The following is a 19,569-nucleotide window of genomic DNA, read 5'->3' as shown; positions in this document are numbered from 1 at the left end:
AAATAGGTGTCAAAATGTGTACTTTTACGGCTTCAAAATGATGCGTCATTCCGAGTAAAACGAAGCTAGCCTCTACTAAGCACAGTCAAAGTATGAGAATCTGTTTAATTTAATTTCCTATTCATGAAATTGCTACAGTCGCAACCTCCCTCGCAATGACGATCAAAACTTTAATTTTTAGATTGATGAATCAACCAAAACGACATACCATTACCGCAGCATTACCATACACCAACGGCTCCATTCACATTGGGCATTTAGCGGGTGTTTATGTGCCGGCCGATATTTACGCGCGATATTTACGCCTAAAAGGAAACGATGTGCTTTTTGTATGCGGTAGCGACGAGCACGGTGTACCCATTACCATTAAAGCAAAAAAAGAAGGTGTTTCCCCTCAGGATATTGTAGATAAATACCATACTATAATCAAGCAATCTTTTGAAGATTTTGGGATTACGTTCGATAATTATTCGCGTACATCGGCTAAAATCCATCACGACACAGCATCAGAATTTTTCACAACCCTAAATGATAAAGGGGAATTTATTGAAGAAACCACCGAGCAGTTGTTTGATGAAGAAGCCAACCAATTTCTAGCAGACCGTTTTGTTGTGGGCACATGCCCAAAATGTGGCAACGAAGAAAGCTACGGCGACCAATGCGAAAACTGCGGAACAAGCCACAATGCCACCGATTTAATAAATCCGAAATCCGCAATAACGGGCAATGTTCCCACTTTAAAACAAACAAAACATTGGTTTTTGCCTTTAGATAAACACGAAGATTTTTTAAAAGAATGGATATTAAAAGGCCATAAAAAAGATTGGAAACCCAACGTTTACGGGCAGGTAAAATCGTGGATCGACGATGGTTTGCGCCCGCGTGCCGTTACCCGCGATTTAGATTGGGGCATTCCTGTTCCAGCCAAAGGTGGCCAAGGCAAAGTGCTTTACGTTTGGTTTGATGCGCCCATAGGCTATATTTCGTCAACCAAAGAATGGGCCGCTCGCGAAGGGAAAGATTGGGAGCCTTATTGGAAAGACAAAAACACAAAATTGGTGCACTTTATAGGTAAAGATAATATTGTATTTCACTGCATTATCTTTCCAGCGATGCTAAAAGCGGAAGGCTCATATATTTTGCCAGAAAACGTGCCAGCAAACGAGTTTTTAAATTTAGAAGGCAATAAATTATCAACCTCTAAAAATTGGGCCGTTTGGCTAACCGAGTATTTACAGGATTTCCCAAACCAGCAAGATGTTTTGCGCTACGTGTTAACCGCAAACGCCCCAGAAACCAAGGATAACGATTTTACTTGGAAAGATTTTCAAGCACGAAACAATAACGAATTGGTGGCTATTTTTGGCAACTTTATTAATCGAGTAGTTGTACTTACCAATAAATATTACAATGGTATTGTGCCCGCGCCAAGCGATTTTTCTCAATTAGATAACGAGACTTTGGCAGCAGTAAAAGCCTATCCGGATGTAATAGCAAGCTCTATTGAGCGGTACCGTTTTAGGGAAGCCGGACAGGAATTAATGAATTTAGCACGACTGGGCAATAAATATTTGGCCGATGAAGAGCCGTGGAAAATGATTAAGGTTGATGAAGCACGTACCAAAACCATTATGTACGTGGCGCTTCAAATAGCATCGGCATTAGCCACTTTAAGCGAACCCTTTTTACCGTTTACTTCAAATAAGTTGAAAGAAATTCTTGGTTTTACCAAAAAAAGCAAAAACGAAAACGGATGTGATGCTGAGCTTGTCGAAGCATCTTATTGGAACGAAGTAAGCACCAAAGAGGCATTACTTCCAACAAACCATCAAATAGGAAAAGCTGAATTGTTATTCTCTAAAATTGAAGACGACACCATTCAAAAGCAATTGGAAAAATTAGAGGCGAGCAAAAAAGCCAATGCTTCGGCTAGCTCAGCACAGGCTCTGCAACCACAAAAAGACACCGTTACTTTTGAAGATTTCACTAAATTAGATATGCGTGTAGGCACTATTTTAGAAGCCGAAAAAATGCCAAAAACAAAAAAATTGTTAAAGCTTAAAGTAGATACCGGTATTGATGTACGCACCATAGTTTCAGGAATTGCAGAAAGCTTTACTGCCGAAGAAGTAGTTGGTAAAAAAGTAACTGTTTTGGTAAATTTAGCCCCCAGAGCATTACGCGGTGTAGAGAGCCAAGGCATGATTTTAATGACTGAAACCACCGATGGTAACTTGGTGTTTGTAAATCCTGATGACACTAAAGTTAGTAATGGTTTGCAGATAAGTTAGTTATTCGTTAATTTTATAAAAAAACTAAAAACCATGTTGTCAAAAACCATAGAAAGCGCATTAAACAACCAAATAAAAATAGAAGCCGAATCTTCTCAAATATATTTAGCCATGGCCTGTTGGGCAGAGGTTAAAGGTCTAGAAGGTGTTGCAAACTTTATGTATGCCCAAAGCGACGAAGAGCGCGAGCACATGCTAAAACTTGTAAAATTTGTTAACGAACGTGGTGGGCATGCCAAAATCTCTCAGCTAAAAGAGCCTAATGCTACCTTTAATTCGTTTAAAGAAATGTTTCAAAAATTACTAGAACACGAGATTTTTGTTTCTGAAAGCATTAACGAGCTCGTGCACATTAGCCTTAACGAAAAAGACTATGCCACCCATAACTTTTTACAATGGTATGTAGCTGAACAGATAGAAGAAGAAGCCGTTGCACGCACCATTTTAGACAAAATCAACCTTATTGGCGACGATAAAGGAGGCCTATACTTATTCGATAGGGATATTGAAAATTTAACAGTAACCACAGCAGCAGCAGATACAACCGAATAATTTTAACATTTAAGCTTATTTAGATTTAATTAAAATAACTTACTTTTGCTCCAGAATATATTTTCATACTTCGGTTTTGGGTAAAAAGAAGAAAAAAAAAGCAATTAGGAAATTGAGAGAATTAGGAATTAAACTTCCTGAGAACGTAAAAAGCTCTTGTTGCAAAAAATTTAAAAAAGGAGAAAACAAGCGTTGTAAAAAATGCCCTTGTTTTGATTTGGCTAAAAAAGTGGCATAAGCACTATACCCAAATAAAATAAACTATAAATTAGACCTGTCAAGTTTCTAAAAAAACTGTCAGGTCTTTTTAAATTAGTACCATGATACACTTTATAACACAGCACACCCAATTAGCAGAACAATCCGTTAAAAATACCATTGCATTACTTAACGAAGACTGTACCATCCCTTTTATTTCCCGTTATAGAAAAGAGCGCACAGGCCATTTAGATGAGGTTCAAATCGAGGCCATTGTAAAATACAAAGAACAATTTGAAACCTTAGAAAAACGAAAAACGGCCATTTTAAAAGCCCTAGAAGAGCAAGCAGTTTTATCTTCAGAATTAAAACAAAAAATTGAATCGGCCCAAGATTTAACAACGCTAGAAGATTTATACCTGCCCTATAAAAAAAACCGAAAAACAAAAGCCGAAAAAGCACGACAAAACGGATTGGAGCCACTGGCAAAAATAATCATGTCTCAAAATGCAAATGCTATTGAGCCTATTGCACAAAAATATGTAAAAGGCAACGTAAAAAGTATTGACGATGCTTTAGAAGGCGCACGCCACATTATTGCAGAATGGATAAATGAGCGTATTGATATTCGTAATAACATTCGCCGTCAATTAGAGCGTTTTGCTATGATTTCCACGAAAGTGATAAAAACAATAGCCAATACTTCAACTGTGCTAGTTACAAATGAAAACGCTCAGAAATTCAAAGATTATTTTGATTGGGAAGAAGCTTTAAGTAGAATTCCGTCTCATCGATTATTAGCTATTTTAAGAGCCGAAAAAGAAGGGTTTATTAGAGTAAAAATTGAAATTGATAATGATAGGGCATTAAATAATATTGAAAACAGAATAATAAAAAGCAATAACGCTTGCGCAGAACACATTAAAACCGCCATTAAAGATGCTTACAAACGTTTGTTGTTTCCATCGTTAAGTAACGAAGCGCTGCAAAAAGCCAAAGAAAAAGCAGACGATGCCGCAATAAGTGTGTTCGCTAAAAACCTAAAGCAATTGTTATTAGGTTCGCCATTGGGCGAAAAAAACGTTTTAGCAATTGATCCTGGGTTTCGTACAGGTTGCAAAGTGGTGTGCCTAAATGCACAAGGGCAATTAAAGTACAACGAAACCATTTATCCGCATGCACCAAAAAACGATAGCATTGCTGCCATGAAAAAAATAAGTTCGCTCTGCGATGCGTATAAAATTGAAGCTATTGCTATTGGAAACGGAACGGCATCGCGCGAAACCGAGGCTTTAATTAGAAAAATTAGATTTAAAAACAACATGCAAGTATTTGTGGTTAGCGAAGCTGGAGCCAGTATTTATTCGGCATCAAAAATTGCCCGGGAAGAATTCCCTAATTACGATGTTACGGTTCGTGGCGCAGTATCTATTGGCAGGCGTTTGCAAGACCCCTTGGCAGAATTGGTTAAAATTGATGCCAAATCTATTGGTGTTGGGCAATATCAGCACGATGTGGATCAAAGTAAACTTCAAAAAGCCTTGGATATGGTGGTTGAAAATTGTGTGAATTCAGTTGGAGTAAACATCAACACAGCAAGTAAACCATTATTAAGTTATGTGTCTGGTATTGGGCCTAAACTAGCCGAAAACATTTTTAATTACCGAAGCGAAAACGGCATGTTTACATCAAGAAACACTATAAAAAAAGTACCGCGTTTAGGCGCAAAAGCTTTTGAGCAAGGCGCTGCTTTTTTAAGAATTAAAGATGCTAAAAACCCTTTGGACGATTCGGCAGTACATCCAGAAAGTTATGCGGTGGTTAAACAAATGGCAAAAAATCTGGGCACAAAAGTTGAAGATTTAATAGCTAACAAAAACTTGCTTAACAAAATAAACCTAAAACAATACTGTACAAATTTGGTAGGTTTGCCAACACTGCAAGACATAGTTAAAGAACTTGAAAAACCAGGGCTTGATATTCGCGAACAAGCTAAAGTTTTTACTTTTGATAAAAACATAAAAAACATTACCGATTTACAAACAGGGCAACTGCTTCCCGGTATTGTAAACAACATAACCAATTTTGGTGCTTTTGTAGATGTTGGTATTAAAGAAAGCGGTCTTATCCACGTCTCTAATTTATCAGATGCTTTTGTAAAAGATGTAAACGATCATGTTAGTTTGCATCAGCAAGTTATTGTAAAGGTTTTAGAGGTTGATGTTCCGCGAAAGCGTATTCAATTAAAGCTGCATAAATAAACATGACAACTGTATCGGTTTTATTTACAATCTGTAAATCAACGGGTTATAAATTTTAACATAAAAAAATATTATTCTTATTTAGATTAAGTAAAAATAATAAATACATTTGCACCAATGTTTTAAGGAAATTGCCAATAAAAACCTAAATCGCATTGTAAAGATGAAGAATTTAAGGCCGCCCTAATAAATAAAGAAACCGGTACGCGTCTGCAAACAACATACCGGCTAAACGCCAATCAACTCTCATAGAAAAAAATCAATTAACATCTATTCAAAAATATGAAAAATCTCAAGTATAATATAGGCTTTGGTCGAATATTAAAAAAAAGCCTATTCAGTTTAATTTACTTAACAATGTGTTTTGCTTATGCTCAAAACAGTTCTGATACGGTAGAAATATCTGGAAAAATTACCTCTCAAAACAATACTGCAATACCTTTTGTAAGTGTTATTTTAAAAAATACGAGCCTAGGAACATCTTCTGATGAAAACGGCACATTTAAATTATACGCACCAAAAGGCACATATACTATAATAGCGAGCTCTTTGGGCTACAAAACTGCAAACCAATTAATTGATGCCACAACCAAAAACAACATGGTTGTAAATTTTGTTTTAAACGAAAACAGTACCGAGCTGCAAGCGGTAGAAATTATAGGACGGGTAGAACAGAGTTACAAAAACACAAACTCTTTTATAGCCACCAAATCTGCAACTAAATTAAAAGACGTTCCGCAATCTGTTGGCTATGTTACCAAAGAGGTTATTTTGGACCAAGGTGCTTTTAGAATTAACGATGTTGTAAAAAACATTAGCGGCGTAAACCAGCATTCTTTTTATAACGATTTGGTAATAAGAGGCCATAGGGTTGCTGGCCAACGCAACTCTGGTTTAATGCTAAATGGTATGCGTATTATGACCAGTTTTTGGAAACAACAGCTTATTCCGCACATAGAACGTGTTGAGGTTTTAAAAGGGCCAGCATCTGCTTTATTTGGCAATGCATCACCCGGTGGCGTGGTTAACAGCGTTACCAAAAAACCCTTGTTTGAAGAAAAACAGTCTATTAGTGCTTCTATTGGCAGTTTTAATACCTTTAGATTACTATCAGACTTTACCGGACCAATGACCAAGGATAAAAAACTACTTTACAGATTAAATATTGGCTACGAGAATTCTGATGGCTTTAGAGATTTGCAGTTTTCTAAAAACATTGTTTTTGCGCCTTCGTTTTCATTTATTCCCAGCGATAAAACCCGTTTGAATTTCGATGTGGTTTATCAAGATTCCAAAGGAAGAATAGATAGAGGGCAAGCCGTTTTTGGTAATGGCGATTTAAATTCGGTACCTATTACAAAATCTTTAAGTGCCGCCAACGATTATTTGAATGAATTTAATTTGAACATTACCTTGTCGTTACAACACAAGTTTACAGACCAATTAAGTTTTAATAGCAAATACTTAAACTCCAGCTACGATGAAGATTTATTGGAGCACCGTACAGCAAACTCTTTTGCCGCTTTGGGCGATGGTACATTTGATATTACAAAAGTTGCTATGCGTGTTTTTGACAGGAAACGCTCTTGGAACAACCAAAACTTTAACAACTACCTAAACTACAATTTTAATATAGGTGCCGTTAAAAACAAACTACTGGTTGGCTACGATTATTTTCAGCAAGAGCTTCAACCCGGTGGCTCTCAATTGGAGGCACGGGCCTATTTGTTAAAAAACGGGACGGCTACAAATTCGTTTAACATAAATAACATAGACAATTATGTTTTAGATGCCAACGGAAACCCTACAACCAATGTGGCACATTTTGATTTAACCGCCAATAACGAGAACGGATTAAGGGACATGAGTAAATACGTTTACAGGCTTAGAAATTATCCGCAATTTAAACAGGCCAATAGTGGCGTTTACATTCAGAATCAATTCAGTTACAAAAAATTAGACCTTTTAATTGGTTTAAGAAAAGAGTACTTTACAGACTATATAAATTACAACACACCAAGTGAAGAAAAAGTAAAACAAGATGCTTTTATACCCAGAATTGGTACCGTTTATAAAATAACACCAAATATTAACGCTTATGGAACTTGGGTTAAAGGCTATCAACCACAAAGCGCAACAGCTATTAACAACCCAGATGCTGGTGGCCCTTTTGATCCGTTAACAAGCGAATTGATTGAGTTTGGTTTTAAGTCTGAATGGTTTAAAAACCGATTGGGCGTTACCTTAGCCTATTACGATTTAACACAAAATGGCGCTTTGTACGATGCCGGAGACCTTAATAATCCTGATAGGCTGATGCAAATAGGCGAAGAAAAATCTAAAGGTTTTGAAGTTGATGCCTACGGAAAGTTGCAAAACAATTGGAGTCTTGTGCTTAACTATGCTTATAACGATGCCTTTTTCTCTAAAGCCGATGCAACAACGCTCGAAAAATTTGGCGACACCAAACCAAATGCCCCAAAACACACTTTTAATTTATGGACAAAATATGTAATTGACCACGGAGACTTAAATGGCTTAGGATTGGGCATGGGCTACGATTATGTAAGCGAAAGAAAAGGCTCTATTATTCGCGATGCGAGTTTAGTTCCAATTTTTCCTAGTTACGGCTTAGTGAATACGGCATTGTACTACAACGTAGATAAGTTTCAAATACAACTTAATGTAAACAATGTATTTAACAAAACCCATTGGGTTGGCGCTTATGATTTTTTAAGGTCGTTTCCTGGGCAACCCAGAAATATTATGACTACCGTTTCATATACTTTTTAAAGAGTGGCTATTAACAAAAAAATATTCTTTAAAATCCATAGTTGGATTGGTATAAAGTTAAGCATACTGTTTTTTATAGTATGCTTTTCTGGTACCCTAGCTACCCTAAGCCATGAAATGGATTGGCTGTTTATAAAAGAAATAAGAGCAACGCCACAAGACACCCTGGCCTCTCGTAATCTTATACTAACAAACCTAAAACAAGAATTCCCAGAAGGCAAGTTAACCTATTGGTTAAGAACAGATGAGCCTTATTTGTGTGATATCCTGTATGTAGAACGCCCAAAACTTGGCAGAACTTACGTGTTCGCAAACCCTTATACCGGTAAAATACAAGGGCATGCCAACTTAACCATACAACGTTTTTTTAGAGACTTGCATTACTTTTTGTTTATTCCTTTTCAAATAGGACATTTTACGGTGCTTATATTTGGGTTTCTGTTGTTAATTTCGTTGGTAACCGCATTGGTTTTTTATAAAAAATGGTGGAAGAAATTATTTAAGCTACAGACCGGAAAAGGCAGTTTGGTTTTTTTTAGGAGCTTGCACAGGCTGGTTGGTTTGTGGTCCATCCCATTTACCATACTATTTTCAATTACTGGGTTATGGTATTTTGCTGAACGCATAAATTTAGCTGGTTTGGGCGATACGGTGAACCCCAAGTCGCCAAAAACTGAAAACGTAGCAGACCATGAAGCTGAAAATTTTAGCCATACCATTGATTACGACAAAGCCATTGCCATTGCAAAACAGCAAATTCCAAATATGGAGGTGGGCGGCATTAGTCCGTCTAAAACCAGTAACCAAGCTATTTATTTAAGAGGCAAATCTGATGTGCCTTTGGTTAGGCAAAGAGCAAACAGAGTTTACATTAACCCCAATAATTACGAAGTTATAAAAGTACAGAAAGCCGAAGACATATCTGCTTTAATGTGGGTTAACGATATAGCAGACCCGCTTCATTTTGGGTATTTTGGGGGTTTGCTAACAAAAATAATATGGTTTGTTGCTGGTTTGGGTATTTCATCATTAGTGCTATCTGGTATATGGATAACCATAAAACGCAAAAAAATAAAGCAGAAAAATAAAGACACCAAAGTTATGGGGGTTTGGAGATATGTAAACTGGGGCTTCTATCTTGTTATGTTGGCATTTATGTACAGTATTATAGTTAGCAGGTATAATGCCTCAACAAAGGTTGTTTTTATAATTAGCCTAGGTTGGTTGGTTTTTATGGCAATAGGCTATTATATTTTTGTATATCGGCTAAACAAGTCTGTAAACAAAAGCCGTAAATAGAACTGTTTGTTTTCCGCGAAAGCGAATTAACAATAGTTTTAAAACTAAAAAAGACTGCTTTTTACGGCAGTCTTTTATTTGTATTATCCAATGGGTTTTTATTCCATACGTTTTACACGACCTCCAAAAACCTTGCTTTCATTTATATTTTCCGGGTTGCCGTAAATAAAGACATCGCCTCCTGCCCTTATTTTAACATCTACTTTTTTAGAAGCATTTACATGGGCTTCGCCAGCAGCTCTAATGGCAACTTCGGTGTTGCTGGTTTTTAAAGACTCGCCTTTGTAAATACCGCCTGTTAGCAACGATATGTTTTGGTTTTTAGATTTTCCGGTGGCCGCAATAACGCCTCCAGTAACCGATTTAATATTGGCGTAGCTAACGTTTAATTTAACATCAATTTTTGCACCTTCCTGGGCTTTTAAATCGATTTCGAATTGCTTTATTTTGTCTTTAGAGTGTACAAAAGAACCCTCGTTGGCATCAATAAGTTCCAAGGCTGTGTAGTACAGTTTTACTTTGGTGTTGTTACCGTCAAAAATCTCTTTAAGTTTCATTTTAATTTTTAAGGTTCCGTTTTTATTGTTTATAAGCACGCTAGAGCTGTTTTCGCCAGAAATAACCACTTTGTTTTCTTTGGCTTTTACAAGCTCTACTTCAATTAAATCGTAAACTTTAAGTTCTGAGAATTCGCCAATTGATTTTTCTATTGGGGTTTGCGATATTGCCAATGCCGAAATAAAAAGGCCTAAGGCCGTTACTAAACGTTTCATGTTTTTTGGGTTTATTTGCTTTTTTAGATTTAAACGTAAATCTATCAATAATTATTCCGTAGTGGTATTATTTAAGAAAAAATTATAGTTTTAAGCGATGCCCGCAGTAAATAACAACAGGCACTTAGCAAGCCACTGCTAAACCTAATGCCAAATAATGGCTTAAAACAGACTGATTACAATATTATTACATTCTAAAAACGCACTTAAAAAAACCAAGCAGAGCATAAGTGCATGCAGCTTTACAGGCAACAAAACTTGGTTATTGTATAAAAAAGGCTTACTTCTTAATTGCTTTTTTAGTAATAATTGCACCGTTTAATAATTCTACCTTGGCAATAAAAACCGTGTTTTTAAGGTTTGAAAGCTTATAGGTTTCAGAGCTGTTAGTACCTTTTAAATTATAAAGTTGCCGGCCTAAAAGATCGAAAATAGTAACCGTTTTAATCTTTAAGTTATCCGATAGTTTAAAGTTTACAAAATCGTTATCCAATTCAATAATTTTAAGCGCATTGTTGTTTAAGCCAAAGTCGTTCGTAGATAATGCCTTATCGCTAAAAGCTATTTGAAAACGGCTGTTAAACTCGCCAACCTCTGAGGTAAATGTATAATCGCAAACCCTTAAATCGTGCGTTTTATTTAGTAGGTTATCTATTAAATAAACAGGATTGTTATTTAAAAAATCACCTTTTAACTTATTGATAGACAATGTGTAGAGTGTTGCTACATCAATAGTGGTTTTAAAACCTAAATTAATAATTTCGTTTTCGGTTAAATCGCTTGGGGCTTTGCCTTGTATGGCGAATTTTTTATTCGAATTTTCTATAGTTGAGTATAAAGCGGCAAATGTTTTTGGTGCAACTATTTTATGAGTATCATAAAAAGAACCATCATAAGCGTGAGTTGCCCCATCAACGTATCCTATACCTATTTGATTAAACACCCCATTATCTGAAGTTAAATCAATCCATAGTTTATTGTCGTTATTATTTGTGGAAACACCTTTTTTAGACTTAGTATTTTTAAAGAATTGGCTATTATCATGTGCAATACTACGCATAGAATTATTGAAAATAACATTTCCAGTAGAACTTGGTCTAGCTTGAGCAAAAGAGACAAAAAAGCCTTGACCCGAAGGAATAAACCCATTTGGCACAGTAGGATCACCTCCTCGCACCCCCATCACCCCATTAAATCTAGCATAATCAGAGAGCGCAAAATTTAACTGCTCATTACCGTTTGCGGAACTAGAAGGTGCTGTGTTTTGCGACCAAAAGTAAATAGTCCCTTCTAAAGTGCCTGTTGGGTTTGTTGTAGCATCGAACATGTTTACAGCTAGAAAATCCGAGATACTAATTGGAGATGGGTAGGGATTTCCTATAAAATTCCAATTTTCGTCTAATGTTGAGCCATCATTTCTAACCACCGGAACAGTGATAATACCATTATTAAAACGGCCTTGAAAAGTATAATCGAATTGGTAAGGAGGAGATCCAGGGCCAGCAAACACAGATTCTTCGTGTGTAGAAGCATAGCCTACACCTGGCACCATTAGGGTTGCTCCGCCTACTTGTTGCCAATCATTTTTGTTATCATCAATATCGTCTTGCCCAGGATCTGACGCATTATTGTTTCCAACCTCCATGGTGCTATCTTCAAAATTAGAGGCATCAAAGCGAAAACGCCTGTTAACATCAGATTCCGCTAAACCATTATTTATATCTGCTCCAGAAACCGGCGAACTCCAATAGGTGTATTCGTACCAGTTATTTGCAGGTGCAGTTCTCTTTGTAACAGTCATGGTACCACTACCTAAAACCAAAGCGCCATCATCAATTTGAACAACAGCACCTTGGGGTTGTACGGTTATATTGCCGTTTGCTATAATGTTGTTTTGTACTTGTATATGATCGCCATCGGCTATGATAAGTGTATATTCAGGTAAAGTTCCGCTTGAATTAACAACAAGATTACATGCGGAAAAACTTCCGCCATTAGTTTGTGTATTAAAACTACCGTCTATTATTGCGGTTGTATTTATATCTGGACCGCTACCATTACTCCATGTAGAACCGTTCCAAGTAACGGTGGTTAAACAAGGGTCGCATGTGTAGGTACAGCCTCCAAGTGTTAATGGAGAATTGCTTAAAGTCCAATTGGAAATATCGCTGGATACGGCAGCTAAAATTGCATATTTACCCGTTACTACCGTACAATTATAATTAGCATTATCAGTTTCACTTAAAGCAACAGCATTTACCATATCAGTTAAACCAGTTGGTAAAGCAGTGGTTTGTGAGCTTACTGCATCTAACCATAATGTATCATCAAAAGTTACGGCATAAATAAAAGTTGGCGTAGCATCTGGTCCTTGGTATGCTAATATTTGGTCTCCACTGGTAGCTAAATTAAATTGTGAACTATCAGTTACAGAACCAACTGAAGCATAAAAAGGACTGCCATCTATAATTGTAATTTCAGTGCCACATGACAAATCAGTATCTGCTGTCCAGATTAGCGTACCTTCATTAGCTCTAAAACTGCCTGTGTTTTGCCATCCATTATCAGTAAACTTTATCTGTGTAGAGGCAAGCACATCCTCAAGTAAAACAAAAGTAAATTGATCGGGAGCATCGGAATTAAATCCAGTTATAACAATATCCCCAGCCGCCAAGGTAGTTTGCCCATACCCAAAATCAATGGCAAAGAGGAATATTATTAATAAAGTAATTTTTTTCATAACCGTTAAGTTTTAAAATTTTACGATTTGGTTTGTATTAATATATCTATTGTTATTTTTGAAACATGCATTCAAAAAAAACATATACCCTACAAGAAGCTACCAAAAAACTGGAGCATTATTGTGCGTATCAAGAGCGCTGCCATAAAGAAGTTAGACAAAAACTAGAAACTATGTACATGATACCCGAAGCTATCGATACCATAGTGGTACATTTGTTAAAGCACAACTTTCTTAACGAAGCACGTTTTGCCAAAACATTTGTAAGCGGTAAGTTTAGAATTAAGCGTTGGGGACGCCGCCGTTTAACTTTAGAATTAAAGAAAAAAGACATTAGCAAAGTTAATATAAATCAGGCACTTAACACCATAGACAAAGAGGAATACATCGAGGTTTTTAATGCGTTAGCCGAAAAAAAAGCCCATACCATTACCGAAACCAACGTTTTTAAAAAACGAAAAAAATTAATAGATTATCTGCTATATCGGGGTTGGGAACCAGCTTTGGTTTACGATAAGGCCAACGCGCTTATTAAGTAACGCCATTTTTTTTATGGGTTTGCACAACAGCTTGTGCATTCTTCCAATCTATCCATTTCTGGCCTTTTATGCGGCGCATGGCATTGTCGAAATTACGCATAACCAAAAGGTTGTAAATGGCCTTCCCAAAGTTTTTGGGGTTGCGTGCCATAGCGCGCAAACTCATAGAAAAACCAGGGGTAACATAACGCATGTAATGCCAATAGCCTTCGGGCATATACAGCACTTCGCCATGGTTTAATTCGGTTTTAAAACCTTGGGCTTTTTTTAGCATGGGCCACTTTTTAAAATCGGGATTGTTAAAATCGATATCCTCTCTGGTAATTAACGAATGTGGGATTTTATACAAATAATCATTCTGTTTTTGGTCGAACAAAATAATCTCTTTTTTACCCTCAAAATGAAAATGGAAAATGTTAGCCAAATCGATATCGTAGTGCATAAAAGTGTACGAGTCCCTACCACCAAAAAACAGCATGGGCAAGCCTTTCATAAGTCGCAATCCAAAATCCGGATAGCTAAAATCGTTTTGCAACTGGGGCACTTCCTTTAAAATATTCCACAAAAAAATACGGTATTTTGTAGGCTCTCGCTTTAGCAAATCTACATAATCGGCCATTTTCATTTTGGCATGCGGCTGGTTAAAACCATCTTTATAATCTACGGGTCTATCGTCGTAAAGTGGTACTGTTTTATCGCCGGCAACGGCTTTCATGTACTCTAAATCCCATTTGCTATATGCAGGCCAATCCTCAATAAAACGCTCAATAACCACGGGCTTTTGCGGTTTAAAATACCGTGTTAAAAAGTCTTGTTTGGTAATCGTTTTTACACGCGGAATATCTTGTAAGTTTAGTGCCAATGCTTAACCTTTTTAATAAACCAAAGTTAATAAAACGTTGTTAAAGTTTAAATAGTATATTGGGCGTTACCCCAAAAACGGGGTCGGGCTTTACGTTGCAAGTCCTCGCACCAAAAAAGGCGCTGTGGGCTTTCCACTGCAATCCCTAACGCGGGCTTGCCATAAGGTTATTTTTACTAAGCGATGGTTATTGTTTTATCGCTTTAGCCTTTGCTTTGGCAGCTTCGTTACGCTCAATGGTGTGGTCTGGTCTGGTCCATTTTGGTTTTTCGCCCAAGGCTTCAAATTGAGATTCGGAGGCTTCAACCGTTTTGGGCTGCACCTTTTTGGTAAAAGGTTTTTGAGGCTCCATACCCAAAATAGCAAACATTTCCATGTCTTCGTTAACATCTGGGTTGGGTGTGGTCAATAACTTATCGCCGGCAAAAATAGAATTGGCACCGGCAAAAAAGCACATCGCCTGCCCTTCGCGCGTCATTTGTGTACGTCCTGCACTTAAGCGCACTTGGGTTTCTGGCATTACAATTCTTGTGGTGGCCACCATTCTAATCATATCCCAAATCGATACGGGTTTTTGGTCTTCTAACGGTGTGCCTTCAACCGCTACCAAAGCGTTTATAGGTGTCGATTCCGGTTGCGGGTTTAAAGTTGAAAGCGCTACCAACATGCCCGCTCTATCTTCAAGACTTTCGCCCATGCCAATAATACCACCAGAGCAAACTGTTACATTGGTTTTACGAACATTATCAATAGTATCTAAACGGTCTTGGTAACCACGGGTAGAAATCACTTCTTTATAATATTCTTCAGAAGAATCTAAATTATGGTTGTAGGCATACAAACCGGCTTCGGCTAAACGCTGCGCTTGGTTTTCGGTAATCATACCCAAAGTACAGCACACTTCCATATCTAATTTATTAATAGAACGCACCATTTCTAAAACCTGATCGAACTCTTCGCCGTCTTTTACATTACGCCATGCAGCACCCATACAAACGCGCGAGCTACCGGTAGATTTTGCTCGTAAGGCCTGTGCTTTTACCTGTTGCACCGACATTAAATCGTTGCCTTCAATATTGGTATGGTAACGTGCGGCTTGTGGGCAATACCCGCAATCTTCAGAGCAGCCACCGGTTTTAATAGACAGTAAAGTTGAAACTTGCACCACATTGGGGTCGTGGTTTTTGCGGTGTATGGTAGCCGCTTCATAAAGCAGTTCCATTAAAGGCTTGTTGTGTATTTCTAATATTTCTTCTTTGGTCCAGTTGTGTTTGGTTGTGCTCATAAGTTTGCGTTTAATGCTTCAAAAATAATCATAATCTTCAGTTTACTTTACTTTTGTAAAGTATTTATTTAATTAATTGTCTGCCCAATTCTGCTAAAAACGGAAACCCAACCGTGTCATATTCATAAACATTATCGTTAAAAACTTGGTTTTTATTAACGTGAACGGTTGCTGTTATTATGTATTCTTTAATGGTTTTTTCATTAATAATATAGGCGCAATCTGTTAAATAGCCATAAGCATTACCTACTTTATTGTATATTTTTATGTGTTTTGGAATGGGTTTTTTTGAGTCGCCCAACACTAAAAACTTTACGTAGCTTTCGTAATAATCGTTTGAGGTGTAACCAGCTTCGTGGGGCAAGATTTTCATGGTGTTTATTAAAAATTCCCTGTCGTTTGTTGTTAAATGAAATTGTTTGTTTTTTGGATATAATTCAGGAAACATAAGTTGTTTCATTATTTGATGCAAAGCCGTTACGGGTAAATAATTTTTTAATGAAAAATCCATAGGATTGTTAACCAGACTATCGCCAACCTTATAGCCTTTGCCTTTTGTGATTTTATTTAGATTCAACGATTTTATAGGTTGATTTATTACGGAATCGGTTTTAAAAACAACCTGATTTTGATAGTAAAATATAAGCGGTTTGGTTTTTAAATCGGCAGAATTACCAACCGATAAACGATGAGAAATCCTCGCATTTATACCTTTTTCTTTAAGTTTTTGGTTGATGTAATCTTTACCCAAATATTCAAATAATCTGTTATAAGCGGCATTATCGCTTACTGCAAATATTTTTTTAATGGCGTTGGATACGGTTGTTTTCGTGCTATCGCCTTCAACATTAAAAATGGTGTTTCTGTCGATGAGATTGTTTGTTCGTATCTTTTCCAAAGCCAATATGGCAATAGGAAATTTTACGGTACTCGCCGGATAAAAATAGGTGTTGTCGTTAACTTGAAAACTGTGGTCTTCAAAATAAACGGAGTCATTTTCTCTTTTAACTTCAGTAAATAGAATTTGGACTTCGTGATTTTCAAGCGAATCGACAACCGTTTTAATTTTTGGGTTATTGGAGGCTATAATCTTTTCAATAGGATTTACACTTTCGGTTTTGCAACTTGTTAAGACGATAATAGCGATTAGAATAAAAAATCTCATTGTAATAATTGGTTTCAATAAATATAGCATTTTATTTTTTTATTAGAATTGAAACCGCATTGCCTCCAAAACCAACGGCATTCACCAAAATATGTTTGATGTTTTTAGGGTGTTTTTGATTTTCTAAATAAGGAATACCAATAAACTTTTGATGCTGTAACATTAAAACAGCAAGCTCGATGCTTAAAGCACCAGAGGTACCAAAAGTGTGCCCTATTTTCCATTTGTTGCTCGTTAATGCTGGCATGTTATCTTTAAAAACAGTTTCAATGGCCTTGTATTCTGAAAGATCGCCTTTTACCGTGCCTGGGGCGTGCATTACGATAATATCTATGTCCTTTGGTTTTAAGTTTCCCAAAGCCATTTTCATCGATTTTTGAAAGCATTTTGCATCGGTAGAAATGGAGGTGTTGTGCTTTAAAATTTCGGTGGCGTAACCCGCACCGATAATGTATGCCAAAGCATTTTCTTTTTTACCAGCCTCTAAACAAGCCACTGATGCACCTTCGCCCAAAACCATGGTGTTTTGTTTTTTGGAAAGATTTAAGGCTTGACAGGGAAATGATTCTTCTTCCAATTTGGCTTTCGAGTAAATTTTTAAAGCCTGCATTTGTGCCACAGTAAACGGCGTTAACGGTGCTTCGCTGCCACCAACTAAAAACTTATTGCACATGCCAGAATTTATCCAAGCCATGCCATTTAACATGGCGTGCAATGCTGTGGAACAGGTAATGGAATGGCTTATTTCTGGGCCATTGGTTTGCAAATCGTGCGCTACCCAAGACGATATATTTCCCAGCGTTGTGGTTGGCGAACTTAAGGTTTTTGCGTTGTTGTTTTTTAGGAAATCTTTATGGTAATCTTCGAAAAGTTTTGTGGCGCCACGCGACGACCCCATGTTAACACCAAAGTTGTCTGAGGCTTTCCAACCCGCATTTTTTAAGGCTTTCCGCGAGGCGTAAATGGCGTATAAAACGGTATTGTCCAACGATTTGTACTTATTATCTGAAAGCCGTAAAGCTTCAATGTCTTGTTTTGCTTCTTCAGATATTTTGGCAACTAAAACAGACTTATTGTTTAGATTTTTTTCAGTGATAAAATGCCTATTGCTTTGATAGTTTTCCCAGGTTTCATCTAACGATTTTCCTATTGGGGAAATGGACGCTATGGCGGTTATGGAGATTGGTTTTTGCAAGGTTTTTTGTTTTGGTAAAAGTAATACTTATGTGTGTTTTATAACAACATCTGAATATAAGAATTATAAAAACAGTTACCGTTGATTTTTTGTTTATACCGTTTACAATTTAAAGCTACGACCAATCTTACAAATAAGTGGATGCTTTGGTTTGTTACTGGTGTTGGCGGATTAATGCGTTAGGGATTGCAGCGGCATCCTTTTTTGAGGCACGAGAAAAAGATATAGCGGAAAGCCCGACCCTTTTGGGTAACGCCCTAAATAATTTTTAAAGCATCCTCAATAACTTGATACACTTTTTCTAGCTGTTTTTGGGTGATTACGTAGGGTGCTTGTATGTAAATGGTGCTGCCTAACGGACGAAGAAAAACGCCATTATCCATAAAAAACGTAAATAATTTGTCTCGTAAATTGCCGTAGCGCTCCATTTTTACATCTAAATCGAGCGCAAAAATAACGCCTAATTGTCGTGTTGATTTTACTTTAGGATGTGTTTTTATGCGATTGCCAAATGCTTTATGCGATGCGATAATGGTTTTAATATTGTTTTGAATAGCATCAGATTGCAACAATTCTAAACTCGCCAAAGCTGCGGTGCAAGCCAGCGGGTTTGCAGAATAGGTATGCCCGTGGAACAGGCCTTTGCCAATATCATCGCTATAAAAAGCATCGTATATTTTTTGCGAACATGTGGTGAGTGCCATGGGCAACAAACCGCCAGTTAAGGCTTTGCTTAAACAGATAATATCGGGTTTGGTTGCCATGTAAAGCGATGCAAAATGTTTACCTGTTTTACCAAAACCCGTCATCACTTCGTCGGCAACGGTAATGATGTTGTGATTTTTACAGAAGTTTAGGATTTTATTTAAACCTTCGGCGTTGTGCATTTTCATGGCGGCGGCACCTTGTACCAAAGGCTCGTAAACAAAACCTGCGACTTTATTGTTTGAAACGATGTCTTGTAATGTGCTTAAAATGGCATCGTGATTTTTACCGTTGGGAACGGGAATGCGTTTTACGTTTAAAGAGAAATCCTCAAAAGGCCCATTGTAAACCGATAGCCCCGAAACACTCATCGCGCCAAAGGTATCGCCGTGGAAGCCGTCTTCAAAAGCAATTAAGGTATCTCGTTTTTCGCCTTTATTAAAATGATACTGCAATGCCATTTTAATACCTATTTCAACGGAAGTTGAACCGTTGTCGCTAAAAAAAATTTTATTTTGATTTTCTGGAAGTATTTTAATAAGTGCTTCAGATAGTTTTATGGCAGGTTCGTGCGTAAATCCGCTAAACACCACTTGATCTAATTGTTGCATTTGTGCCGAAACACAACTCGTTATATAATCGTTGCAATGTCCATACATGCAGGTGTACCACGAGGCAATGGCATCGATGTATTCGTTACCATCTTCATCGGTTAAAACACAGCCTTTTGCTTTGGTTATGGCAATGGTTTCTGGGTGTAGTTTGTGCTGTGTTAAGGGGTGCCACAGGTGTTTTTTATCGCGTTCTTCGAGTGTCATATTTTTTTTCATTCTCGCCTTTCGGCTACCGCTCTAGATAAACTATGGAGGGAATCTGTTTTTAAACTTTTAGTTGCACTGTGGGTTCCTGCT

General features: G+C 37.2%; 13 protein-coding genes. 6 read left to right on the top strand and 7 right to left on the bottom strand.

The genetic code is table 11. The features are described from left to right. Positions 1–185 precede the first annotated feature (185 nt). From metG to ACFSQS_RS12565, 5 genes are all read left to right on the top strand, one after another. Complete coding sequence (gene metG, locus ACFSQS_RS12585) at positions 186–2,291, top strand: methionine--tRNA ligase (protein WP_388019425.1); 2,106 nt, start codon at positions 186–188, stop codon at positions 2,289–2,291. A gap of 33 nt (positions 2,292–2,324) precedes the next feature. Next, the gene (locus tag ACFSQS_RS12580) at positions 2,325–2,843 is read left to right on the top strand and encodes a ferritin (RefSeq protein ID WP_388019422.1); all 519 of its coding nucleotides are present in this window, start codon (positions 2,325–2,327) and stop codon (positions 2,841–2,843) included. A gap of 320 nt (positions 2,844–3,163) precedes the next feature. After that, complete coding sequence (locus ACFSQS_RS12575) at positions 3,164–5,302, top strand: Tex family protein (protein WP_388019419.1); 2,139 nt, start codon at positions 3,164–3,166, stop codon at positions 5,300–5,302. Positions 5,303–5,584: 282 nt separating this feature from the next. Continuing rightward, positions 5,585–8,095 carry a TonB-dependent siderophore receptor gene (locus tag ACFSQS_RS12570; protein ID WP_388019416.1) on the top strand — a complete coding sequence of 837 codons (2,511 nt, stop codon included), beginning with the start codon at positions 5,585–5,587 and terminating at the stop codon, positions 8,093–8,095. 3 nt (positions 8,096–8,098) lie between these two features. After that, entirely contained in the window at positions 8,099–9,394 is a 1,296-nt protein-coding gene (locus tag ACFSQS_RS12565) for a PepSY-associated TM helix domain-containing protein (RefSeq protein ID WP_388019413.1), read from the top strand. A gap of 98 nt (positions 9,395–9,492) precedes the next feature. Here ACFSQS_RS12565 and ACFSQS_RS12560 read toward each other — a convergent pair whose 3' ends face one another. Both ACFSQS_RS12560 and ACFSQS_RS12555 read right to left on the bottom strand, forming a co-directional pair. Next, a complete protein-coding gene (locus ACFSQS_RS12560; RefSeq protein WP_388019411.1) occupies positions 9,493–10,167 on the bottom strand; it encodes a head GIN domain-containing protein in 675 nt (224 codons plus the stop codon). Between the two features lie 280 nt (positions 10,168–10,447). Continuing rightward, on the bottom strand, positions 10,448–12,907 hold the full coding sequence (locus ACFSQS_RS12555) for a hypothetical protein (protein ID WP_388019408.1): 2,460 nt from the start codon (positions 12,905–12,907) through the stop codon (positions 10,448–10,450). Between the two features lie 65 nt (positions 12,908–12,972). Here ACFSQS_RS12555 and ACFSQS_RS12550 point away from each other — a divergent pair, with 65 nt between their 5' ends. Then, positions 12,973–13,446: a regulatory protein RecX gene (locus ACFSQS_RS12550; protein ID WP_388019405.1), complete on the top strand. Its 474-nt coding sequence runs from the start codon at positions 12,973–12,975 to the stop codon at positions 13,444–13,446. Here ACFSQS_RS12550 and ACFSQS_RS12545 read toward each other — a convergent pair. The 5 genes from ACFSQS_RS12545 to bioA all read right to left on the bottom strand — a co-directional run bounded on the left by ACFSQS_RS12545 (position 13,439) and on the right by bioA (position 19,476). Then, complete coding sequence (locus ACFSQS_RS12545) at positions 13,439–14,308, bottom strand: cupin-like domain-containing protein (RefSeq protein WP_388019402.1); 870 nt, start codon at positions 14,306–14,308, stop codon at positions 13,439–13,441. The two genes, ACFSQS_RS12550 and ACFSQS_RS12545, sit on opposite strands and share 8 nt — an antisense overlap. A 187-nt stretch (positions 14,309–14,495) precedes the next feature. Further along, the gene (gene bioB / locus ACFSQS_RS12540) at positions 14,496–15,593 is read right to left on the bottom strand and encodes a biotin synthase BioB (protein WP_388019399.1); all 1,098 of its coding nucleotides are present in this window, start codon (positions 15,591–15,593) and stop codon (positions 14,496–14,498) included. 64 nt (positions 15,594–15,657) lie between these two features. Continuing rightward, positions 15,658–16,758: a serine hydrolase gene (locus tag ACFSQS_RS12535; protein WP_388019396.1), complete on the bottom strand. Its 1,101-nt coding sequence runs from the start codon at positions 16,756–16,758 to the stop codon at positions 15,658–15,660. 31 nt (positions 16,759–16,789) lie between these two features. Next, positions 16,790–17,953 carry a beta-ketoacyl synthase N-terminal-like domain-containing protein gene (locus tag ACFSQS_RS12530; protein WP_388019393.1) on the bottom strand — a complete coding sequence of 388 codons (1,164 nt, stop codon included), beginning with the start codon at positions 17,951–17,953 and terminating at the stop codon, positions 16,790–16,792. Between the two features lie 257 nt (positions 17,954–18,210). After that, complete coding sequence (bioA, locus tag ACFSQS_RS12525) at positions 18,211–19,476, bottom strand: adenosylmethionine--8-amino-7-oxononanoate transaminase (protein ID WP_388019390.1); 1,266 nt, start codon at positions 19,474–19,476, stop codon at positions 18,211–18,213. Positions 19,477–19,569 lie beyond the last annotated feature (93 nt).

It is taken from the genome of Gelatiniphilus marinus (assembly GCF_042684345.1).
In the GTDB taxonomy this organism is placed as follows: domain Bacteria; phylum Bacteroidota; class Bacteroidia; order Flavobacteriales; family Flavobacteriaceae; genus Gelatiniphilus; species Gelatiniphilus marinus.
The sequence above is the reverse complement of the archived record's forward strand: the minus strand, read 5'-3'. Positions and strand labels throughout refer to the sequence as shown.

Excerpts from the sequence above, each read along its gene's own strand:
- metG (WP_388019425.1), top strand. The coding sequence starts at position 186 with ATGAATCAACCAAAACGACATACCATTACCGCAGCATTACCATACACC.
- ACFSQS_RS12580 (WP_388019422.1), top strand. The coding sequence starts at position 2,325 with ATGTTGTCAAAAACCATAGAAAGCGCATTAAACAACCAAATAAAAATA.
- ACFSQS_RS12575 (WP_388019419.1), top strand. The coding sequence starts at position 3,164 with ATGATACACTTTATAACACAGCACACCCAATTAGCAGAACAATCCGTT.
- ACFSQS_RS12570 (WP_388019416.1), top strand. The coding sequence starts at position 5,585 with ATGAAAAATCTCAAGTATAATATAGGCTTTGGTCGAATATTAAAAAAA.
- ACFSQS_RS12560 (WP_388019411.1), bottom strand. The coding sequence starts at position 10,167 with ATGAAACGTTTAGTAACGGCCTTAGGCCTTTTTATTTCGGCATTGGCA.
- ACFSQS_RS12555 (WP_388019408.1), bottom strand. The coding sequence starts at position 12,907 with ATGAAAAAAATTACTTTATTAATAATATTCCTCTTTGCCATTGATTTT.
- ACFSQS_RS12550 (WP_388019405.1), top strand. The coding sequence starts at position 12,973 with ATGCATTCAAAAAAAACATATACCCTACAAGAAGCTACCAAAAAACTG.
- bioB (WP_388019399.1), bottom strand. The coding sequence starts at position 15,593 with ATGAGCACAACCAAACACAACTGGACCAAAGAAGAAATATTAGAAATA.
- ACFSQS_RS12535 (WP_388019396.1), bottom strand. The coding sequence starts at position 16,758 with ATGAGATTTTTTATTCTAATCGCTATTATCGTCTTAACAAGTTGCAAA.
- bioA (WP_388019390.1), bottom strand. The coding sequence starts at position 19,476 with ATGACACTCGAAGAACGCGATAAAAAACACCTGTGGCACCCCTTAACA.